This window comes from Spirosoma sp. (genome assembly GCF_048594605.1).
Lineage (GTDB): Bacteria > Bacteroidota > Bacteroidia > Cytophagales > Spirosomataceae > Spirosoma.
Genome location: NZ_JBMDWV010000299.1, coordinates 1 through 19,998 on the forward strand (window position 1 = coordinate 1; position 19,998 = coordinate 19,998).

Annotated in this window: 16 protein-coding genes; 14 read left to right on the forward strand and 2 right to left on the reverse strand. The window is 47.2% G+C overall.

Translation table 11 applies throughout. From position 1 onward, the window contains the following. From ACOJS8_RS18140 to ACOJS8_RS18200, 13 genes are all read left to right on the forward strand, one after another. A partial coding sequence (locus ACOJS8_RS18140) for a 4Fe-4S binding protein (protein WP_420149961.1) occupies positions 1–270 on the forward strand: 270 nt, incomplete at its 5' end. An 86-nt stretch (positions 271–356) separates the two neighbouring features. Continuing rightward, entirely contained in the window at positions 357–914 is a 558-nt protein-coding gene (locus tag ACOJS8_RS18145) for an NADH-quinone oxidoreductase subunit J (protein ID WP_420149962.1), read from the forward strand. A gap of 97 nt (positions 915–1,011) precedes the next feature. Continuing rightward, on the forward strand, positions 1,012–1,890 hold the full coding sequence (locus tag ACOJS8_RS18150) for an alpha/beta hydrolase family esterase (RefSeq protein WP_420149963.1): 879 nt from the start codon (positions 1,012–1,014) through the stop codon (positions 1,888–1,890). 127 nt (positions 1,891–2,017) lie between these two features. Continuing rightward, complete coding sequence (locus ACOJS8_RS18155) at positions 2,018–3,196, forward strand: acetyl-CoA C-acyltransferase (protein ID WP_420149964.1); 1,179 nt, start codon at positions 2,018–2,020, stop codon at positions 3,194–3,196. 174 nt (positions 3,197–3,370) lie between these two features. Further along, positions 3,371–5,182: an acyl-CoA dehydrogenase family protein gene (locus tag ACOJS8_RS18160; protein WP_420149965.1), complete on the forward strand. Its 1,812-nt coding sequence runs from the start codon at positions 3,371–3,373 to the stop codon at positions 5,180–5,182. A gap of 130 nt (positions 5,183–5,312) precedes the next feature. Next, positions 5,313–5,798 (forward strand): GyrI-like domain-containing protein, encoded by a 486-nt coding sequence (locus ACOJS8_RS18165; protein ID WP_420149966.1) that lies wholly within the window; start codon positions 5,313–5,315, stop codon positions 5,796–5,798. A 117-nt stretch (positions 5,799–5,915) separates the two neighbouring features. Further along, entirely contained in the window at positions 5,916–7,073 is a 1,158-nt protein-coding gene (locus ACOJS8_RS18170) for a Gfo/Idh/MocA family protein (RefSeq protein ID WP_420149967.1), read from the forward strand. Between the two features lie 281 nt (positions 7,074–7,354). Beyond that, positions 7,355–9,604, forward strand: a complete 2,250-nt coding sequence (locus ACOJS8_RS18175; protein WP_420149968.1) for a TonB-dependent receptor — start codon at positions 7,355–7,357, stop codon at positions 9,602–9,604. 82 nt (positions 9,605–9,686) lie between these two features. After that, complete coding sequence (locus ACOJS8_RS18180; RefSeq protein ID WP_420149969.1) at positions 9,687–11,081, forward strand: HmuY family protein; 1,395 nt, start codon at positions 9,687–9,689, stop codon at positions 11,079–11,081. 55 nt (positions 11,082–11,136) lie between these two features. Beyond that, positions 11,137–12,012 carry a heme/hemin ABC transporter substrate-binding protein gene (locus tag ACOJS8_RS18185; RefSeq protein ID WP_420149970.1) on the forward strand — a complete coding sequence of 292 codons (876 nt, stop codon included), beginning with the start codon at positions 11,137–11,139 and terminating at the stop codon, positions 12,010–12,012. Between the two features lie 5 nt (positions 12,013–12,017). After that, positions 12,018–13,121, forward strand: a complete 1,104-nt coding sequence (locus ACOJS8_RS18190) for a FecCD family ABC transporter permease (RefSeq protein ID WP_420149971.1) — start codon at positions 12,018–12,020, stop codon at positions 13,119–13,121. Positions 13,122–13,132: 11 nt separating this feature from the next. Next, the gene (locus tag ACOJS8_RS18195) at positions 13,133–13,927 is read left to right on the forward strand and encodes a heme ABC transporter ATP-binding protein (RefSeq protein ID WP_420149972.1); all 795 of its coding nucleotides are present in this window, start codon (positions 13,133–13,135) and stop codon (positions 13,925–13,927) included. Positions 13,928–13,944: 17 nt separating this feature from the next. Then, the gene (locus ACOJS8_RS18200) at positions 13,945–14,970 is read left to right on the forward strand and encodes a hemin-degrading factor (protein WP_420149973.1); all 1,026 of its coding nucleotides are present in this window, start codon (positions 13,945–13,947) and stop codon (positions 14,968–14,970) included. Positions 14,971–15,015: 45 nt separating this feature from the next. Here the strand turns inward: ACOJS8_RS18200 and ACOJS8_RS18205 are convergent, their stop codons facing one another. Together ACOJS8_RS18205 and ACOJS8_RS18210 are read right to left on the reverse strand one after the other, a co-directional pair. Further along, a complete protein-coding gene (locus ACOJS8_RS18205) occupies positions 15,016–15,738 on the reverse strand; it encodes an ABC transporter ATP-binding protein (RefSeq protein WP_420149974.1) in 723 nt (240 codons plus the stop codon). A 37-nt stretch (positions 15,739–15,775) separates the two neighbouring features. Then, on the reverse strand, positions 15,776–18,796 hold the full coding sequence (locus ACOJS8_RS18210) for a tetratricopeptide repeat protein (RefSeq protein WP_420149975.1): 3,021 nt from the start codon (positions 18,794–18,796) through the stop codon (positions 15,776–15,778). Positions 18,797–18,947: 151 nt separating this feature from the next. Here ACOJS8_RS18210 and ACOJS8_RS18215 point away from each other — a divergent pair, with 151 nt between their 5' ends. Next, positions 18,948–19,940, forward strand: a complete 993-nt coding sequence (locus tag ACOJS8_RS18215; RefSeq protein WP_420149976.1) for an aldo/keto reductase — start codon at positions 18,948–18,950, stop codon at positions 19,938–19,940. The last annotated feature ends 58 nt before the right edge of the window (positions 19,941–19,998 follow it).

Sequence of the window (19,998 nt, forward strand, 5' to 3'; positions counted from 1 at the left end):
TTGCACTTATACCGCGAAGAAAAATACGCAGAGATTTACGAGATTAATATGCTGCGTTGCATTTACTGCGGTTTGTGCGAAGAAGCTTGCCCAAAGCAGGCCGTTTATCTCCGCCACGACCGTATGGTCCCTGTTTTCCTGGAGCGTGACGAAGTTATTTATGGAAAAGACCGGCTCGTCGAGAAAATGGACGACCGCTACGTTCGCGCCAATAATACTGAAGTTAAAGCAACCCCAACAGAACCGAGCTTGACCCGGGCTGCTACGTAGTAAACAGCCTTTATTGTTCATCAACAATCCCTCGTTACGAGGGATTGTTGATGAACAATAACTGACAATTTAATGACCACCTAACTATGAGTGAGACACTTACTTTTCTTAAAAGCCTAACTCCCGCTGGATATCTATTTCTGGTATTAACTGTCGTTACGTTGTTTTGTGCTATCGGCGTGGTAACGGCGCGCAATCCGATATATAGCGTGCTGTCGCTGATTGCTACGTTCTTCTGCTTATCAGGTCACTACGTTCTTTTAAATGCGCAGTTTCTGGCGGCCGTAAACATTATCGTTTACGCTGGCGCTATCATGGTTCTATTTCTCTTCACGATTATGTTCCTGAATCTGCGGAAAGAGGATGAAGAATCAAAAACTAATCTTACCAAAATGGCGTCTGTCGTTGTGGGCGGTTTGCTGATGGTCATGCTGATTACCATCTTTCGGGCCAAAAGCGCACAAGTACCAACGGTGAGTGCCAATACACAGTTTAATCCAAACACGGGTCTGGTTGAGAATCTGGGTAATCTGTTATATAGCGATTACATTCTGCCTTTCGAACTGGCATCTGTACTATTCCTGGTAGCTATGGTTGGCGCTGTGATGCTCGGTAAACGCGAGGCTGGTGACCGTCATTTCTAAGATGAGGTTATAATATTGTTCAGGATGATTTTGAAGCCGCTCAGTGAGCGGCTTTTTTTGTATCATTATAGAACGACTAGCCCAAATCTATCTTCTTATGCCAAAAATACTTCAACTATTGGTTTGTTTCTGTCTTGTCAATCTAAGTTTGGCAACAGCGCAACATCAATTATTATCGGATTCTGTTTTAGTGGAAGGGCATTACCGCACCTTTCATTTTGTTAAATCGCCCAAACCAAACGCTACGTTGATTTTTATTCTACACGGGTCGGGCGGAGATGGACTAGGGGTTAGAAAAGGGGCAAGTAAACTAGAGGAAAAAATAGAATCCGAAAATTTACTGCTAGTTTATCCTGATGGCTATAAACGGTATTGGAATGAATGTCGAAAAACGGCAAACTCGCCCGCCAATCTGGAAAACATCAATGAGAATGACTTTTTCGAGGGAATGATTAATTATTTCGATCGAAAATACTTAGTCAATACCAATAAGGTGTTTGCAGTCGGTACGTCGGGAGGAGGCCATATGGCGTACAAACTGGCTCTGACAATGCCTGATAAATTCCGGGCCATCACTGCCCTGATCGCAAGTTTACCCGATACAAATAATATGGATTGCATCGAAAAAAAGGTACCGTTTCCGGTTATGATTGTGAACGGTACAGACGATACGACGAATCCATATGGAGGAGGTGAAGTGAAAACCAATAACATCAGTTTAGGACTAGTACGGTCAACCGAGCGTACGTTTCAGTACTGGGCCGAGCTGGCCGGTTATAAAGGCCAACCCGTAAAGAAAGTGCTGCCTGACACCGACCCTATTGATAAGAAAACAATTGAGCGTTACACATATAAAGAGAAAGGTAAGCCGGAGGTTACGTTATTGAAAGTATTGGGTGGGCACCACGATTATCCAAACGATATTGATGTCTATCTGGAAGCGCTCAATTTTTTCAAGCGGCAGCTTAACCCGTAACGTAGCATTGCAGTTATGCTGAAAAAATAGTATGCTTGCATAATAATTGCAGGCTGTGTAATTATTCGTTTGGAATATGGGTTATTAGAATAGTTACTCTGTAAAGTCAGTAATCAACATTGCCACTATGGATGCATACATTGTAGCCGGATACCGTACAGCCGTGGGCAAGGCTCCACGCGGAGGTCTTCGTTTTACCCGCCCTGATGACATGGCGGCTGAAGTTATCAAGCATTTATTAAGCCAGGTCCCTAATCTTGATCCGGCTCAGGTAGAGGATCTTATCGTTGGTAACGCCGTTCCGGAGGCTGAGCAAGGCATGCAAATTGCCCGGTACATAGCCTTATTGTCGTTGCCAAAAAGCGTACCGGGAATGACCATCAACCGCTATTGTGGCTCAGGGCTGGAAGCCATTGCCATTGCATCGGCAAAAATACATGCCGGACTAGCGGATTGCATCATTGCGGGTGGTACGGAATCCATGTCGCTGGTACCCGTAATGGGTTGGAAAACAGCGCTGAACTATGAAATCGCCAAGTCTCATCCTGACTATTATATCGGCATGGGACTTACTGCCGAGCAGGTGGCTCAACAGTTCAGGATCAGCCGGGATGCGCAGGATGAATTCGCGTTTGAATCGCATAAAAAAGCACTTGCCGCCCAGAAAGAAGGAAAATTTACTGACGAAATCGTTCCTATCAAGGTGAGCGAAACGTACTTCGATTCGGAAAGTAGCAAGAAGAAAACGCGCGACTGGACCGTCTTACAGGATGAAGGTCCACGTAAAGACACCAGCGCTGAGGGATTAGGTAAACTAAAACCCGTATTTGCTGCGGGAGGATCAGTAACAGCCGGTAATTCCTCGCAGACATCTGATGGAGCGGCTTTCGTAGTTGTCATGTCGGAGCGGTTAGTGAACGAACTAAATCTACAGCCAGTAGCCCGTATGGTGTCCTATGCTACAGCCGGAGTCGAACCGAAAATTATGGGAATCGGGCCGGTGGCCGCTATCCCTATTGCGCTTAAAAAGGCAGGTCTAAAACAGAATGACATTGAGCAAATAGAATTGAACGAAGCCTTTGCCGCTCAATCGCTGGCCGTTATTCAGGAACTGGATCTTGACCGTAGCATTATCAATCCGAATGGTGGCGCCATTGCTTTGGGTCACGCGCTTGGTTCAACGGGCGCACGACTTTCAGTCCAGCTATTAAATGAGATGCGTCGTCGTGATCAGAAATATGGTATGGTTTCCGCCTGCGTCGGAGGTGGGCAAGGCGTAGCCGGAATTTTTGAGCGCTTGAATTAAACACTTTGTTACAAAAGTATTACGGACGCCGGACGCTTATATATACAAGCGTCCGGCGTTTTTGCTTACCAGAGAGCATACCATTAAAATATTATTAGTATGCTTGCATACTAATTTTAAAATTATTTTCTTTGTTAACGAATTAGTATGCAAGCATAACAAAATCCCTTAAAAATGATTGCAACAGAACCTAAAGCCTCCATTAAGGGTGGCGAATTTCTAATAAAAGAAACCGAAGCGGCACAGGTTTTTATTCCTGAAGAGTTTACCGAAGAACAGCAAATGATTGCGGCAACCTGTCGTGAGTTTCTGGAGCGTGAGATATGGCCGCGCCTGAATGAGATTGACAATGCGAAATCGCCAGAATTGATTTCGTCTTTGATGGACAAGGCGGGTGAACTAGGCCTGTTAGGTACGTCAGTACCAGAGCAATATGGTGGTTTCGGTACGAATTTTAATACGTCGATGCTGGTTGCTGAAACAACCGGGGCAGGGCATTCTTTCTCGGTAGCGCTGTCGGCACATACCGGAATCGGTACGTTGCCTATTTTGTACTACGGTAACGAAGAGCAGAAATCGAAATACCTTCCCAAACTCGCTACCGGCGAATGGAAAGCTGCCTATTGCCTGACCGAACCCGATTCAGGTTCTGACGCTAATTCAGGAAAAACAAAAGCCGTATTATCGGCCGATGAGAAACACTACGTACTGAACGGCCAGAAAATGTGGATTACGAACGGCGGATTCGCTGATGTATACATCGTTTTTGCCAAAATTGACGAAAATGGCCAGACAGATAAAAACTTGTCGGCTTTTATTGTTGAGCGTGGCTACGAAGGTATTACAATGAATGAGCCAGAGCATAAAATGGGTATCAAAGGTTCTGACACCCGTCAGATTTTCTTCAACGATGTTCACGTGCCGGTCGAAAATTTACTTTCAGAGCGCGGAAATGGCTTTAAGATCGCGGTAAATATCCTGAATATCGGACGTATCAAATTGGGAATTGCGGCTGTTGGCGGCTCGAAAGAAGTAATCAATAACGCCATACGGTACGCTAACGAGCGGCAACAATTCAAGACTCCTATTTCCCAGTTTGGAGCCATTAAGCACAAATTGGCTGAAATGGCGCTGAAAGTGTATGTGTCGGAAACGGCTGCGTACCGCGCAGGTCAGAATATTGACGACCTGATCGAAGACCTCAAAGCAAATGGTACTGAAGACGGAGCCGCCAAACTGAAAGCGCTGGAGCAATTCGCTATTGAGTGTGCCATCATGAAAGTTCATGGATCGGAAGTGCTTGATTACGTAGTAGACGAAGGCGTTCAGATTTATGGTGGTATGGGTTATTCGGCCGATGCTCCGATGGATCGCGCCTATCGCGATGCCCGTATCAACCGGATTTTCGAAGGAACGAACGAAATTAACCGTATGCTCATCGTCGACATGCTGCTGAAACGTGCGATGAAAGGAGAGCTAGACCTGATGACTCCGGCTATGGCTGTAGCGAAAGAAATCATGTCGATTCCGGATTTTAGCACGGATGATGAAGAAGGCCTGTTTATTGCCGAAAAGAAAGTTCTGAAGAATCTGAAGAAGGCGGCATTAATGGTTGCGGGGGCAGCGGTTCAGAAGTTCATGATGAACCTGTCGGACGAGCAGGAAATTCTGATGAACGTAGCCGATATGGCTATTGAAATTTATGCGGCCGAATCGGTACTGCTCCGTGTTGAGAAACTCATAAGCACGAAAGGTGACGAAGCCGTTACGTTACAGAAGCACATGGCCTTGGTTTATCTGCATGAGGCTGTCGAGAAAGTGAACAGTGCAGGGCGAGCTGCCGTTACGTCGTTTGCCGAAGGAGATGAACTACGTGGCATGCTCATGGGAATGAAGCGATTTACGAAGATTGAGCCGATGAATCTCAAAGATGCGCGCCGTCAGATTGCCGATGCGCTAATTGCTGAGAACAAATACATTTTTTAAGTACCCATCAACAGCTAAATGAGTGCGAGCCAACCCGAAAGGTTGGCTCGTTTTTTTGTATAACCCTACTGACACAGGGTTGTCACTACGTTCGGCGACTTTTGTTATGATCATTCTGTCAAATCAAACCATGACAACACAACTGTCAATTCCCGAAAACGCATTAGCTGTCAGGGAAATCCTCCCTTTTTCCGCATTATGTTTTACAACGCGCACTACGTTACGTTCGCTGTCGCAATACATAGGAGGTGTTGCGCAAAATATGTACCGCGAAGCCTCACGACTTAATCTGCACGTAGCAGGCCCTGTTCAATGGATTTATACAGGAGCCAACGGGGATGAAACCAATGAATTTCAGCTGGAAATCGTGTTACCCATTCATAAACCAGGCGCTCAGCCGGAGGAATTTTTCTACAAAGTATGTCCGGACTTTCGCTGTGCCACCTATACCTATGCAGGACCCTGGAGCGATTTTGGAGAAGTGTATAAAATTCTTTTTGATCAATTATATCGGACTGACTATCAGAGTAATGGCCTCATTCGGGAGGTGTATCTGGTTGTTGATTTTGAGAACCAGGAGAATTGCTTAACCGAAATCCAGATTGGTCTGATTTAGTACACGGCGTAAATCCTTAGGAACGCCGTAATAATAATCTGCATTTCTATAGATAAGGTAGTTGGTAGAAAGTTTGAATTCTGCTCTTTAAATCATTGAATTCAACAATCAACTTTCATGAAAAATCAGCCAGCCAATTCTCGACGGGATTTTTTGCGTAGTCTAGGCGTAGGTGCATCGGTTTTGTCCCTTCCTCTATCCAGTTATGCTAATGACCAGTATACACGTAACGAAGCTTCTGGTCTTTATTCGCTGAATACGTCCCAGCCAGGTCGCAAATTGGGAATTGCGCTTGTCGGATTAGGGTATTACAGCAAAAACTTGTTGGCTCCCGCACTGCAACAAACGCAGAATTGCCGTTTAGCCGGAATTGTGACGGGTGCGCCGGAGAAAGCGACGGAATGGATGCAGAAATACAACATTCCGAAAGCTAATGTCTATGATTATAAAACCTTCGACCGCATTGCCGACAACAAAGATATTGATGTGGTATACGTAGTACTTCCCAATTCCATGCACGAAGAATACGTAGTACGGGCGGCCCAGGCTGGTAAACACGTTATCTGTGAAAAGCCAATGGCCATTACGCCCAAAGAATGCCAGAATATGATTGACGCCTGTAAAAAGGCAAATAAACAACTGGCCATTGGCTACCGGCTTCATTATGAGCCATTTACGAAAGAAGTGATGCGGCTAGGACAGGAAAAAGTTTTTGGGCCCGTCAAATTTGTAGAGAGTAGCGATGGCTTTCGGAGTGGCGATCCGAATCAGTGGCGATTAAAGAAAAGCATGGCGGGCGGTGGCCCGCTGATGGATGTCGGTATTTATGCCATTCAGGGCGCACGTTACGTAACAGGGGAGGAACCTGTTTCGGTAACCGCTCAGTTTGCGCCGAAAACCGATCCGCAAAAGTTTAAGGATGTGGAGGAGACTATGTTCTGGCAGTTCGAATTTCCAAGTGGTGCGGTTTCTAACTCAACAACCAGTTATGCGGCCGGAGTTGAGCGTCTGTACGCATCCTGCGAAAAAGGCTGGTTTGAACTGGCACCTGCCTTTGGTTATGGCCCTCTTAAAGGACGTACCAGCAAAGGTCCGATTGAGCAGCCCGTAGTTAACCACCAGGCCGCACATATGGATGGGGTTTGTAAAGATCTGCTCGATGGCAAAAAATTGCCCGATCATATTACGGGTGAAGAAGGTTTACGCGATGTGCGTTTGTTGCAGGCGATTTATCAGGCTGCTGAGACAGGTAAAAAGATAAACCTAAAGGCATAGTTAGCTGATATAGACTCACATAATCTGTTAAGAACAGCCCTGCCAAGCGGGGCTGTTCTTTTTATATCCAATCTACTGGCACGTAGCAGACAGTATACGTATGTTAAAAATTATTCAGACAAATTCTAAATAAAACTTGATTTCTCAATTCGCTTTGCTTTACCTTTACACGATTATTTATAATAAGTCTACATTTAAATAGTGTATTGGTAGCCAAGTCAGCGATGCTTATGGGAAATCTGTCTACTCGTTTTTTGCTTCAGCTGTGCTTGTTGGTACTTGTGACTAGTACTATTTTGAGGGCTCAGCAAGGGTTACGTAGTAGTATTGAGGGTACCATTCTGCTGGCAGATGGCTCGCCGGGCGCTTTTGTAACGGTCCAGGTGAAAGGCCTCAGGAAGGGGACAACGACGGATCGGAACGGGCGCTTCGTGTTACCTGATATAACGCCTGGGCAACATGAGCTGCAGGTTTCTATGATAGGTTATGAAACAGTTCGTGAGTCTATAGAAATTGATACTGATAAGCCAGCCCAGTTTTCAGCCCGTCTTAAAGCAATTAACACCCAGTTAAACGAAGTCGTCGTAACGGGGCAGTACGAACCGCAATCCCTTAAAAAGTCGGTTTATAATGTCCGTGTAATCGATAGTGAACGTATTCGTTTACGGGCTGCGGTAAACGTAATGGGTGTACTAAATAACGAACTGGGTTTTCGCTTTTCCAATGATCTTACATTAGGAACAACCGATGTACAGCTAATGGGTATGTCGGGACGTAATGTAAAAATCCTGCTGGACGGTTTGCCAATGGTCGACCGGGGCGATACGCGCGAAAGCCTTAATCAAATTGACATTAATAGCATCGAACGTATTGAAATCGTTGAAGGCCCTATGTCGGTTTCGTACGGTTCCGATGCACTGGCGGGTGTAATCAATATTATTACCAAAAAACCGGGTGCTGAACGTCTTGGGATTTCTGCCCGCATTCAGGAAGAAACGGCCAATCAGGAATACAGCGCTTTTACTAACCAGGGCTTACACATACAGAACGTAGGGATCACGTGGCAAAAGAAAGGCTGGAACGTATCGGCGGGCATAACAAACAATACGTTCGGTGGTTGGCAGGGCCAATCAATAGGCAGAACGAAAGACTGGCTTCCCAAAGAGCAACTGTTTGGCCACGGAAAAGTCGGGTATCGCACTGACAAGACAAACATCTACTATCGGCTGGATGCGCTGAAAGAGAATTTGTTGAGCGAAGGCAGCGAAAACGTAAATACACGTCTGGCGCGTGATCAGAAGTACATTTCGTACCGCTACGTCCATCAATTTCAAAGTGATTGGAGAATCAGTGACCGGCTTCAACTCAATGGGCAGGCGTCGTATACCGACTATCAACGCCGAACACAAACAACCATTCTGGACGTAACAACAGGCCGACGGACACTTTCGCTGGGAGAAGGCGAACAGGACGTATCGAAATTTGTCAGCCAGACGTATCGGGCCACGGCTTCCTACAAAGTTTCGTCGGCGGTTTCCTTACAACCGGGCATCGATATTAATCTGGATGCGTCTTCTGGAGCACGAATTTTAGGCTCGCCAACAATTAATGATTATGCCTTTTTCATTTCCTCGACACTTAATCCCACCGCAGGAATCAGCATTCGGCCAGGCTTGCGATTCATTAAAAATTCAGTTTACGATGCTCCACCGGTTATTCCTTCCCTTAACACCAAGTTTGCGCTAACAAAAAATCTGGATTTACGATTAGCCTATGCGCGTGGCTTCCGATCGCCCGCACTACGTGAATTGTATTTCAATTTCTTCGATGCCAGCCACTCGCTACGGGGTAATCCGAATCTGAAAGCCGAAAATTCTAATAGCTTCAACGGTTCGCTGGCGTGGCAGGCAAGTCCTAAGTTTAGATCGACACTCGGGTTTTTCTACAACGTATTCAATAATCTGATCAGCTTTGGAGTTGATCCGAGCGACCCCCGAATTCAGACGAATATTAACATCGACAAATTCAAAACGACGGGGCTGACGCTGGAAAATGTCTTTAACTGGAAAGACCTGAGTGCTACCATCGGCTTCTCCTATATCGGTCGATACAACAATCTTTTGGTGGCATCTGATACCGTAGACTACCTAAATACAGTGCCTTCGTTTATGTGGTCGCCTGAAGTGAATTCGAACTTCACGTACACGTTACGGAAAATTGATACAAAAATTAGCCTTTTCTATAAGTTCTCTGGCACTCGTCCAAGCTATCTGGCAACGGTCAACGGCAATGGCGACGTATCGGCTACATTAACCCGAATCGCGGCTTTTCACTGGGCCGATTTTACGCTGACAAAAGGGCTGGGTAAGTACCTGTCGCTAACGACGGGCATTAAAAACCTGTTCAATATCACCCGACTGGCCAATACATCGACCGACACAGGTGGCGCCCATAGTGCGGGTGGTCCTGCTCCTGTAAGCTACGGCCGCTCCTATTTTCTGGGGCTTACCTTCCAGTGGTATAAAAACTAATCAATCCTGGCTAAACCAGACTCTTAACCACCAATTAATCAACTCAATCAATAAAGTCTTAGTCCCACAAACGTTAACTCATATGAAACGGATTATTGCATTCATGCTCGCTCTGGCAGTCAGTACGTTAAATGCCTGTAAGGAGAGCGATCCACCGCTACCTGACAACGTAGTGCAGTTTGAAAGCGCCGAGCAGGGCATGGATGCGGCCACGAAAGAAGCGACAATAAAACTAAAACTGTCACGTGCTGTAGAAGCCGCTACGCCTGTAACCGTGCAGGTGACCCCCACCGGTATTACGTATGGAACGCAGTTTACAACCACACCAGCTACTAACGGAACAACCTTGACATTAACGGTTCCGGCGGGTAGCAGCGAAACGTCGTTTAAGCTGACTAAAGCCGATAACATTATTCTGAGCGGTTCTGAAACAGTCGACTTTGCTATCACATCAGCCAACAGCCCTGTTTTAGTGGGAACAACGAAGGCTTTAAAAGTCAAATTTGCTTCGATCGTTTCGAGCGGTACTACGTTAACGCTTGACGGTGGAACGGGAGGGTCCAGCGCCATAAACGCCGTGTATGCTGATCTGAGCAATAATACGGCTACGCCGGTACGTCGGGCAGCATGGGATTTAGGCTTTTACTCCGGCAGCGATTTTCGTGTTATCGTTAATAACATGACGGGGGCAGCCGCTACGGTACTGAACAAAACGGACCTGACGCAGGTAACAGCCGCCGATACGGTAGGGCTGAATCTCGCTTTTAGCGGTACAAATCCCGATCCGGCAACGACGGTACTGCTTGACGACGTATCGGGCGACCTAACCAAAACGGCCATTGCCCCTGTTTCGGCAACTGACGCCGAAAACAAAGTTTATGTCATCAACCGGGGAACAAGTGGTGGAGTGACGGCCAAAGGCTGGATGAAAGTGCGCATACTACGTAACGGCACTACGGGCTATACACTACAATACGCCGGTATTAAAGAAACGACCTTTAAAACCGTTTCGATTACGAAAGATGCCGCTTACAACTTCCAGTTCGTGTCGTTCGATACGGGTGCTGCGGTGAATGTAGAGCCTGCCAAAGCTCGTTGGGATTTCGTCTGGACCGGAGCAATGTATAAAACCACCTTTGGCAATGCTGATGTTCCATACTATTTCGCCGATCAGGTTTTTATTAATCATCTGGGTGGTGTTACGGCCGCTGAAGTCATGACAAGCACCGTTACGTATGATGCCTATGGTGAAAGCAATATTGCAACCACTACGTTCAAAAATGACAAGGTGGTTATTGGTTCTAACTGGCGCGTAGCCAGCCCAACCTCTACGGGCGTTCGGACTGACCGCTTCTACGTTATTAAAGATCCGTCTGGAAACGTGTACAAGCTGAAATTCCTCAGCTTCGCTACGCAGGACGGTGGCGAACGCGGTAAGCCCAAGTTTGAATACAAGCTGGTTAAGCAGGGAAGCTAGTCCACTACGTAGCGCAGCCATAAGTCATACTACAAGGCATATAAATACAACATTCATGAACAAAAGAACTGTTTTTACTACATGGCTCAGTAGCCTGCTGATGAGTTTGCTTGTCAGCGGCCAGCTTGCTTTCGCGAACAGATCGCCGAAAGAAGAGCCGGTGCGAATTGTGTCGCTGGATGGCACAGTGAGTGAAATTCTCTGTGATCTGGGTTTACAATCGCATTTGATCGGCGTCGATGTGACCAGTACGTATCCCGAGTCGCTGCAAAAACTACCGAAAGTCGGGCATAACCGAAACATTTCTGCTGAAGGTGTGATCTCCTTAAAACCGACGCTGGTGCTCACTTCAGTGAATGCAGGGACGAAGCCCGGGGTGATTGAGCAAATCAAATCGGCGGGTATCAATGTCATTACGTTCCAGCAGGAATTTAGCGTGGCAGGCACCAAGAAGCTAATTCAGGACGTAGCGAATACGTGTCAGGTACCATCGCGGGCAAAACCACTGATTAAGAAGCTGGATGCCGATCTGGCTCAGGTTAAAAAAGTGACGAACAGCCCCAAAATACTTTTCATTTATGCCCGAGGTACGGGTACGATGATGGTATCCGGCAAGGGAACGCAAGTTGATAAGATGATCGAGCTGGCGGGCGGGGTCAATGCTACGTCTGGTTTTGATAATTATAAGCCCCTCACGGCTGAATCCCTTGTAAGCGCAAACCCTGATGTTATTCTTTTATTTGACACGGGGCTCGAAAGTTTGGGTGGAGCTGAAGGGTTGGCAAAAGTCCAAGGTGTTGCTCAGACAAACGCAGGGAAAAACGGGCGAATTATTGTCATGGACGGCCATCTGCTGACTGGTTTCTCTCCTCGTTTAGGAAAAGCGCTTCAAGAATTAACTCAAAAAATTTCGCAGAAGCCTAAAGTATAAGTTTGATGGATACCACGGCAGCAATCCGTTCTTCTACCAGTACACAACAGATACCGAAATCGGCAATCAAAACGGTTATTAATCCGTGGCTGATGCCGGCTTTGGTCGTTACGCTGCTTATAACGCTCATTGTATCAGTAGGCGTTGGCGCACTGCATGTAACGCCGTATGAGATTGGACTGATTATTGCAAAATCGCTGGGCTATTCCGTTGAAGTTGACACTACCAAAGAAGCTATTCTGCTGGCTATTCGGCTGCCCAGAGTTTGTCTGGCGGTCCTGATAGGCGCCGGATTGGCTATCTCCGGCGCTGCTATTCAGGGGCTTTTCAGAAATCCACTGGCCGACCCAGGTCTGATTGGAATTTCGTCAGGAGCATCACTGGCCGCCGTAATGATGATTGTGCTTGAGGTTAAGCTTTTCCAGACGATAACGGGCGTATTGGGTATGTATGCTTTGTCGGTTGTTGCGTTTGTGGGCGCTTGTGCTACCGCTTTTTTAGTCTATCGTATCGGTCGTATGGCTGGAAAAGATGTGATAACAACCATGCTGCTAACGGGCATTGCCATCAATTCGTTGTCGGGCGCACTGACCGGTATCATGACGTATCTGGCGACCGACGAGCAACTACGTAACATTACGTTCTGGAGCTTAGGCAGTTTGGGCGGTGCTAGCTGGACGTCTGTGCTGGCTATTTTACCCTTTACCGCCGTTGCCCTGGTAGGTATTCCCCGACTGGCGAAATCGCTCAATCTATTAGCGCTGGGCGAAAGCCAGGCGAGTATGCTCGGTGTTAATTTGAAGCGTATCAAGCGCCAGGTAATTGTTTTTTCAACGATGGCGGTGGGTACGTCGGTCGCTGTAGCGGGCATTATTGGCTTTGTGGGGCTAGTGATTCCGCATCTGATACGGATGGGAGCAGGCTCAGACCATCGTCGTGTGCTGACAGGATCAGCCCTTGGTGGAGCCATTGTACTGACGCTGGCCGATTCGCTGGCCCGAACGCTGGTAGCTCCTGCCGAACTACCGATTGGTATTCTAACGGCGTTGATCGGAACGCCGGTTTTCCTGTGGATCTTGTTTCGGGAGCGACGTCGGACAGGCGCGTAACTATCAGCAATATGTTAGAAGTCAGAAACATATCGTACCAGATACGAAATCGAAAATTACTCGATGGCGTTACGTTCCGCGCCAATCCGGGCGAACTACTGGCGATTGTCGGGGCGAACGGTGCGGGAAAATCGACCCTGCTCAAGCTATGTACCCGCGAGTTGAAAGCGTCCGGTGGTGAAATCCGCCTTCTCGATAAGCCGATCGATACGTATTCTGATAAAGCGCTTTCGCTATTTCGCGCTGTTCTGCCGCAGCAAAACTCAGTTGTGTTTCCCTTTCTGGTGAGCGAACTGGCGCTGATGGGCCGGTATCCTCATTTCGATTTTCATCCGTCGGAACACGATTATTATGTAGCTGAGATGGCGCTCAAAAAAGTAGGCATGTGGGAGTTTGCTTCCCGCGTTTTCACTACGTTGTCTGGTGGGGAACAGCAGCGCGTACAACTGGCGCGAGTTCTGGCCCAAATATGGGACGTATCACAGGGTATTTTATTTCTGGATGAGCCGACTACGGGACTGGATCTGCTCCATCAACACCAAATGCTGGAACTTGCTCGTGAGTTTACCCAAAAAGGCTTTTGCGCCGTGGTTATTCTGCATGATCTGAATTTAGCGGCTCAATACGCTGATCAAGTTGTTATGCTACGTGCCGGAAGGATCGAAGCCCTTGGAGCTCCTCGGGATGTCATTACTGTTGAAACTATCAAGCGTGTATTTAACCTGAATGTGTGGCTCGTTGAGCATCCCGAAATGGATTGCCCAATGGTGATTCCGCAGCAAAACCAATTTTCTGATCGTTACTGACCAAACCATTTTATAAAATGATTACAACACAAGCCCTTAAAGAACGTTGGGATGCGTTTAAAGAAGAGAACCCAAAATCCAGAATTCGGGATGCCGCTAAACAATTAGGTGTTAGCGAAGCGGATTTGCTCGCTACGCAACTTGGCGAAACGGTCCAGCGGCTGGAAGGTGATTTTCGCGAGTTACTCAAGGAAGTGTCAACGCTGGGTTATGTTATGGCGCTGACCCGTAACGACAACATCGTTCATGAGCGCAAGGGCGTATACGAAAACGTTTCGTTTAATGGCCAGGTAGGTTTGGCGCTCGGTCCTGATATTGATCTGCGGCTGTTTATGTCGCGTTGGCATTTTGGGTTTGCCGTTGATGAAAATGGTCGAAAAAGTCTTCAGTTTTTCGACCAGGATGGAACCGCCGTTCATAAAATTTATCTGACGGATAAATCGGACGTAGCGGCTTATGAGACGCTCGTTCAGAAATACCTTGCTGATGACCAATCCGAAGCCATCGTTACGTTGCCTTATCCTGAAAAAGAAGCAGAGTTAGATAGCGAAGCGGTTGATATTCAGGCTTTTCAGAATGGCTGGCTGGCCATGCAGGATACGCACGAATTTTTCGGTCTTCTACGTAAGCACAAACTTGATCGGGAACAGGGTATTCGGATCGCACCTGTAGGGTACGCTGAACAAATCTCGGTCGATCAATTCAAAAGGATCTTCGAAACAGTTGCCCAACGCGACTTGCCGATTATGATTTTTGCGTCGAATCCGGGCTGTATTCAGATTCATACAGGACTGGTTAAAAAGCTGGTTAGCATGGGCCCCTGGTATAATGTACTGGACCCGGAGTTTAACATGCACCTACGCGAAGATCAGATCAACACCATTTGGGTGACACGCAAACCAACTAAGGACGGCATCGTTACGGGGCTCGATCTATTCGATAAAGAAGGGAATAATATTGCGTTGATTTTTGGTAAACGCAAACCTGGTATTCCGGAAATGCAAGAATGGCAGGACGTAGTGAATGAAGTAATTGCTGCGTAAATGAATACGTAGAGACGCAACACGTTGCGTCTCTACATTTGTTTGTTACTGCAATGATTGCATTAACGTTTGCGCTTTACGTATATGCGTGTTAACCCGATCGGTTTCAACTAAACCATCCCTCAACCGAACAATGCGGTGGGCATACTCCGCAATATCCTCTTCGTGCGTTACCATAATCACTGTGTTGCCCTTGCTATGAATCTGATCGAAAAGATCCATAATTTCGTACGAAGTTTTGGTATCGAGGTTACCCGTTGGCTCATCGGCCAGTAAAATACTTGGGTCGTTTACCAGCGCCCGCGCCACAGCTACCCGTTGCCGCTGACCTCCCGATAGTTCGTTCGGCCGGTGACCTGCCCGGTTTTCCAGTCCGACGTTTCTAAGCGCCAGCATCGCTTTTTCAGTCCGATCAGCTTTATTGTAACCTGCATAAATAAGTGGTAACGCTACGTTCTCCAGCGACGTCTGGCGGGGTAAGAGGTTGAACGTTTGGAAAACAAAGCCAATTTCTTTGTTACGTACCTCAGCCAGCTCATTTTCGCCCATTCGGCTAACATCCTGATTATTCAGAACATACTGCCCCGACGTGGGTGTATCCAGACAACCAACAATATTCATCAGCGTTGACTTACCGGAACCCGACGGTCCCATAAATGCTACGTATTCGCCTTTCTGAATGCTAATAGTAATGGACTTAAGCGCGTCAACCACTTCGGTACCCATTACGTAGCGTTTGGCGATATTACGGGTTTCGATGATGTTCATAAAGTTGATGATCGTCTGACTAACAAACAAAACTACCTTATTGCAGAAATTTCTGACGGCTGTTTTCGATTGACGCCAATTTTTCCTGATAAGTTACTGAAAACGCCTGATAATCGGTGGGGGTGGTTGCAGCCCGTAACTTTTCCAGTCCGGTTTCGGCGTAATCAAACAAGCTCAGATCCAGGCACAACGTAACGTATGTTTTGAGTAATCCGGCATTGTCTTCGTTAAACGGCAGGGCCGTTAAAACCAGATCATAGGCTTTTCGGGTTTGTTTCTGCTGCTGTTCAAACTGTGCCGCCGACGTAACAAACTGCGCATTCAGGGGAGCTAATTTCAAAGCTTGTTGATAGGCTTGCCGTGCCTGGGCAAATCGGCGTGTACGTTCGTAGGTTTGTCCCAGCCAGTACTCGCGTGCAGCCTGATAATCGGGTAAAATAAGTTTCTTTGCCATTGTTTCGGCAGCGCCAACACTTCGCCGGAAGGAGGCCAATCGAATAGCTACGACGTTACGTAACGATAGCGCAACCGGGTTGACCTGGGCAGAATCAGGAACGCCGGCCAGAACCAGTTGAGCATTTCGCCACTGGAGTTGATCCAGAAAATCATTCGTTAGCGCGACACCCGCCACTGTTTTCAAACTCGGCTCCTGAATGGTTTCCCAGTAAGCGCCCCGGTTTGGGTCATCTAGTCGATATGTAACGTAAAACGCTTTTTCCAGATCCGTTTGGGGCTTACGCTCCTGATAATACACCTGTCTGAGGGCATCGACGCCCGGGTCACTTTTAGCGGCTGTTTCCCAGAGCGACTGTGCCAATACGGGGTCATTTGCTTTGGTCAGTGCCATCGCCCGGTAATAGATTGAAGTCGTATCCGAATTATAACTAAACGTTTCGGCGGCCCGGCGATATAATCCCTGCTCCAACTGCCATAACCCGGCTATTGAGCGATAAGCGGAGCCATTCTGTTCGTCGCCTTCGGCTAGTTGCGCCATGAGATCAAAGGCAACCGGATGGTTATGATTTTTGTACTCGGTTACAGCGCGGGCTATCAATAAATCGTCCGTAAAGTCCTGATTAACTGGATCGGCGGATAAACGTTGCAAGGTGCTGTTAAGCGTTGAATCGGATCGTTGGTTAGCCAGGGCATAGTTATACAAGCTGGTAAATCGACCAACGCTTAACCCCTGCTTTGCCGATTCTCCAGTCAGCCATTCGGGTTGGTTAGGCTGAGCTGTGTCGGTCTGAGCAACTAACCGTAACGCCAGCGCATTGGCCTGATACGATTCGTACGAAGATTTTGTTACGTTCCGGGCAAGCGTTGAATCGACAGCCAGTACGTTGGGATTGCGTGCGTAAAAAGCCAACAGGTTCGATTCGGGAACGTCGTCCTGATCTGCATAATCGGCGGCAGCTTTGAGGTAATAATAGGCTGAGTCCGCAACACTGGTTCGGGCGTACAGGAATCCTAAGTTATTTTGCAATTCCCCACTTTTCGGAAATGCCCGAAGACCACGCTGTAAGGTTTTCACAGCCTCAAAGAACAGGTTCGTCTGAAGATACGTCTGACTTAACCCCGCATAATCTTGTGGATTAGGCTGTTTGAGCAAAGCCTGCTGATAGTAATAGGCTGCTGCAGTCTGGTTATTCTGTGCCATCGCCAGTGAGGCCAGCGAATAGTTCGATTTGTGGTTCTGAAATTCCTGCTCCAGCGCCTGTTGATAAAACGCCGTAGCCGATGCTGACTCGTTGCTTACTGTATAGTAATCGCCCAGGCCGTTATAATAACCCGCTACGCTCTGCCGAAACGTAATCAGGCCGCCAGACGCGAGCAGAACCATTAAAATAACGAAACCGACAATCCGGAATAGGCTCAGCTCAAGGCGCGGAGGTTTGTATAATATACGATACACAGGCAGATTCTGTTGATAAATCGACCGAAAGTTGATGATTACGTACGCGACAAATACTATGCCCATTGCCAGGTGTGTGTAAACGATCACATCTTCAAACATCTCGACAACAGGATCATTCGCCGTTGCAAAAGCATAAGCCATCGTAAGGGTTGTCAGCAAGGCAAAACCTACATACAGGAAAGCTCCTCCGTCGCGAAAGGACACTACGTCCTGTTGCTCAACCAATCGTCGAAACCCCCATACCCCCACTACCAGCGAAATCAGGTAAATGATAAAGGGGCTAATGGCCAGTACGTCCCAATCAATGGATTTTGTATTCTTGAGCCAGATCAACGACAGATTCACTACGTATAATCCGCTGATAAACAGAAAATTGTTAATGCCTAGCGTTCTTCGCGAACTAATTTGGGTATTACCTTCCTGCGAACGGCCTGCCGAGGTAAGCCAGACTAATCCGGCAATGGTTTCAGCACCAATAAAGAAGATGAACCCCGTACTAAAAGCCAATAGCACAGGCATTCCGTAACTGACAACGATCAGAGCTGGGAATTTTACGGGGGATAACGTGCTTAGGCCAATTGCTACCATAAGCGTTAGTAAACCAAATACGCCCAATCGAACGATGATCGGATAATCAGACCGGAAAGCGTGGAAGTAATAACTGACCGAACCAAACAGGAAGGCTAATAACAGAAATAGATAATTTCCTCCCAGACCCGGAATTTCTAGCATTTCCCATCGAAAAAAAGCCAGACCAAGAATGAGAAGGGCCATACTGATCAGATACCGTAGTCGGTTGAAACGCGTAACCGCACTCATCAGCAGCACAAATGCTACGCTGATTCCAACGAGAAAGGCGGTTGCTACGTCGGGGCGAATCTGCATCGCCCCGGCAATAAACTGTTCGGAAACGGCATAGGCTTTTCCGTTTACGGCATAATCGAGCAATCCATCGGAGAAGGTGTAAAACGTAACGGGAAGCTCAGTCAATTCGCTTAATACGTCCCAATGGACAACATTATCCAGGCCCCGCGCCCAGGCAATTGCAAACAGAATAAAACTGATACTAAATAAAGTAAGACTGGCTATATACGCAAAGCGATACGTTCGACTCCAGCCTTTCCAGAACAATAAAGATGACATGAAACAAAAACGCGCTGAACCGTTAGTTAGTGCCTTGTTGCTCAACCACAGTGATGAGTCATCAAAATTGGGAAGATGTTCCTGAATTTTAATGAACAAAAGCGCCTGTTTCACTTTTTACAAAGGAATTCATCTTTTACAGTAAGCACATATGGAATATAGACAACTGGGTGATTCTGATTTGCAGGTTTCCGCCATTACGTTTGGAGCTTGGGCGGCTGGCGGCTGGATGTGGGGCGGCACTGAGCGGAGAGATGCCGTCACTGCCATTAAATCATCGTATGAACTGGGCGTTACGTCTATCGATACGGCTCCTATTTATGGACAAGGAACGAGTGAAGAAATTGTTGGTGAAGCCATCAAAGGCATCCCACGCGATAAAATACAGATTTTGACGAAGTACGGTATGCGCTGGGACCTGGCTCAGGGCGATCTGGCTTTTAAAAGTCAGGATAACGCGGGCAATCCGATTGATGTGTACAAGTACTCTGGCAAAGAAAGTATCATCAAAGAGTGCGAAGACAGCCTAAAACGATTGGGTACCGATTATATCGACTTGTACCAGATGCACTGGCCGGACAAAACTACGCCCATAGAAGAAAGTATGGAAGCGGTAGCGCGGTTGATTGAGCAGGGGAAAATACGTCAGGCTGGTGTGAGCAACTATACGGCTGAGCAAATGCAACGCGCTGAATCGGTCGTGAAACTAGCATCAAACCAGGTTCCATTCAGCATGCTTAATCAGAGTATTACTGATACGTTAGTACCGTATTGTCTTGCTCATAAAAAAGGTATTCTCGCTTACAGCCCAATGGAGCGTGGGTTGCTCACCGGAAAAATCAAGCCTGATCATCAGTTTGCGGAAGGAGACCACCGAACCAGTTACCGATTTTTCAAGCGGGAAAATATCATCCAGGCTGATGAACTTCTGAACAAGCTAAAGCCGCTGGCTGATGAAAAGAACGCAAGTTTGAGTCAATTGGTGATCCGCTGGACTATTGAACAGCCGGGCATCACAGCGGCATTGGTGGGTGCCCGCAACGAAGAACAGGCAATACAAAATGCGAAGGCCATCACTATTACTCTCTCTGCCGATGAACTGGCATTCATAGATCAGCAATTACAGACGCTGGAGTTCGTTTGATGTGGTAGTTTCAAGGCTTGTAAAGTGGGGGGGTGGGGGGTTGAGTAAACGTCAAAAC

Coding starts and splice junctions, on each gene's coding strand:
- ACOJS8_RS18180 (WP_420149969.1), top strand. CDS start 9,687: ATGAAACGGATTATTGCATTCATGCTCGCTCTGGCAGTCAGTACGTTA.
- ACOJS8_RS18155 (WP_420149964.1), top strand. CDS start 2,018: ATGGATGCATACATTGTAGCCGGATACCGTACAGCCGTGGGCAAGGCT.
- ACOJS8_RS18210 (WP_420149975.1), bottom strand. CDS start 18,796: ATGTCATCTTTATTGTTCTGGAAAGGCTGGAGTCGAACGTATCGCTTT.
- ACOJS8_RS18195 (WP_420149972.1), top strand. CDS start 13,133: ATGTTAGAAGTCAGAAACATATCGTACCAGATACGAAATCGAAAATTA.
- ACOJS8_RS18205 (WP_420149974.1), bottom strand. CDS start 15,738: ATGAACATCATCGAAACCCGTAATATCGCCAAACGCTACGTAATGGGT.
- ACOJS8_RS18160 (WP_420149965.1), top strand. CDS start 3,371: ATGATTGCAACAGAACCTAAAGCCTCCATTAAGGGTGGCGAATTTCTA.
- ACOJS8_RS18190 (WP_420149971.1), top strand. CDS start 12,018: ATGGATACCACGGCAGCAATCCGTTCTTCTACCAGTACACAACAGATA.
- ACOJS8_RS18150 (WP_420149963.1), top strand. CDS start 1,012: ATGCCAAAAATACTTCAACTATTGGTTTGTTTCTGTCTTGTCAATCTA.
- ACOJS8_RS18215 (WP_420149976.1), top strand. CDS start 18,948: ATGGAATATAGACAACTGGGTGATTCTGATTTGCAGGTTTCCGCCATT.
- ACOJS8_RS18170 (WP_420149967.1), top strand. CDS start 5,916: ATGAAAAATCAGCCAGCCAATTCTCGACGGGATTTTTTGCGTAGTCTA.
- ACOJS8_RS18185 (WP_420149970.1), top strand. CDS start 11,137: ATGAACAAAAGAACTGTTTTTACTACATGGCTCAGTAGCCTGCTGATG.
- ACOJS8_RS18165 (WP_420149966.1), top strand. CDS start 5,313: ATGACAACACAACTGTCAATTCCCGAAAACGCATTAGCTGTCAGGGAA.
- ACOJS8_RS18145 (WP_420149962.1), top strand. CDS start 357: ATGAGTGAGACACTTACTTTTCTTAAAAGCCTAACTCCCGCTGGATAT.
- ACOJS8_RS18200 (WP_420149973.1), top strand. CDS start 13,945: ATGATTACAACACAAGCCCTTAAAGAACGTTGGGATGCGTTTAAAGAA.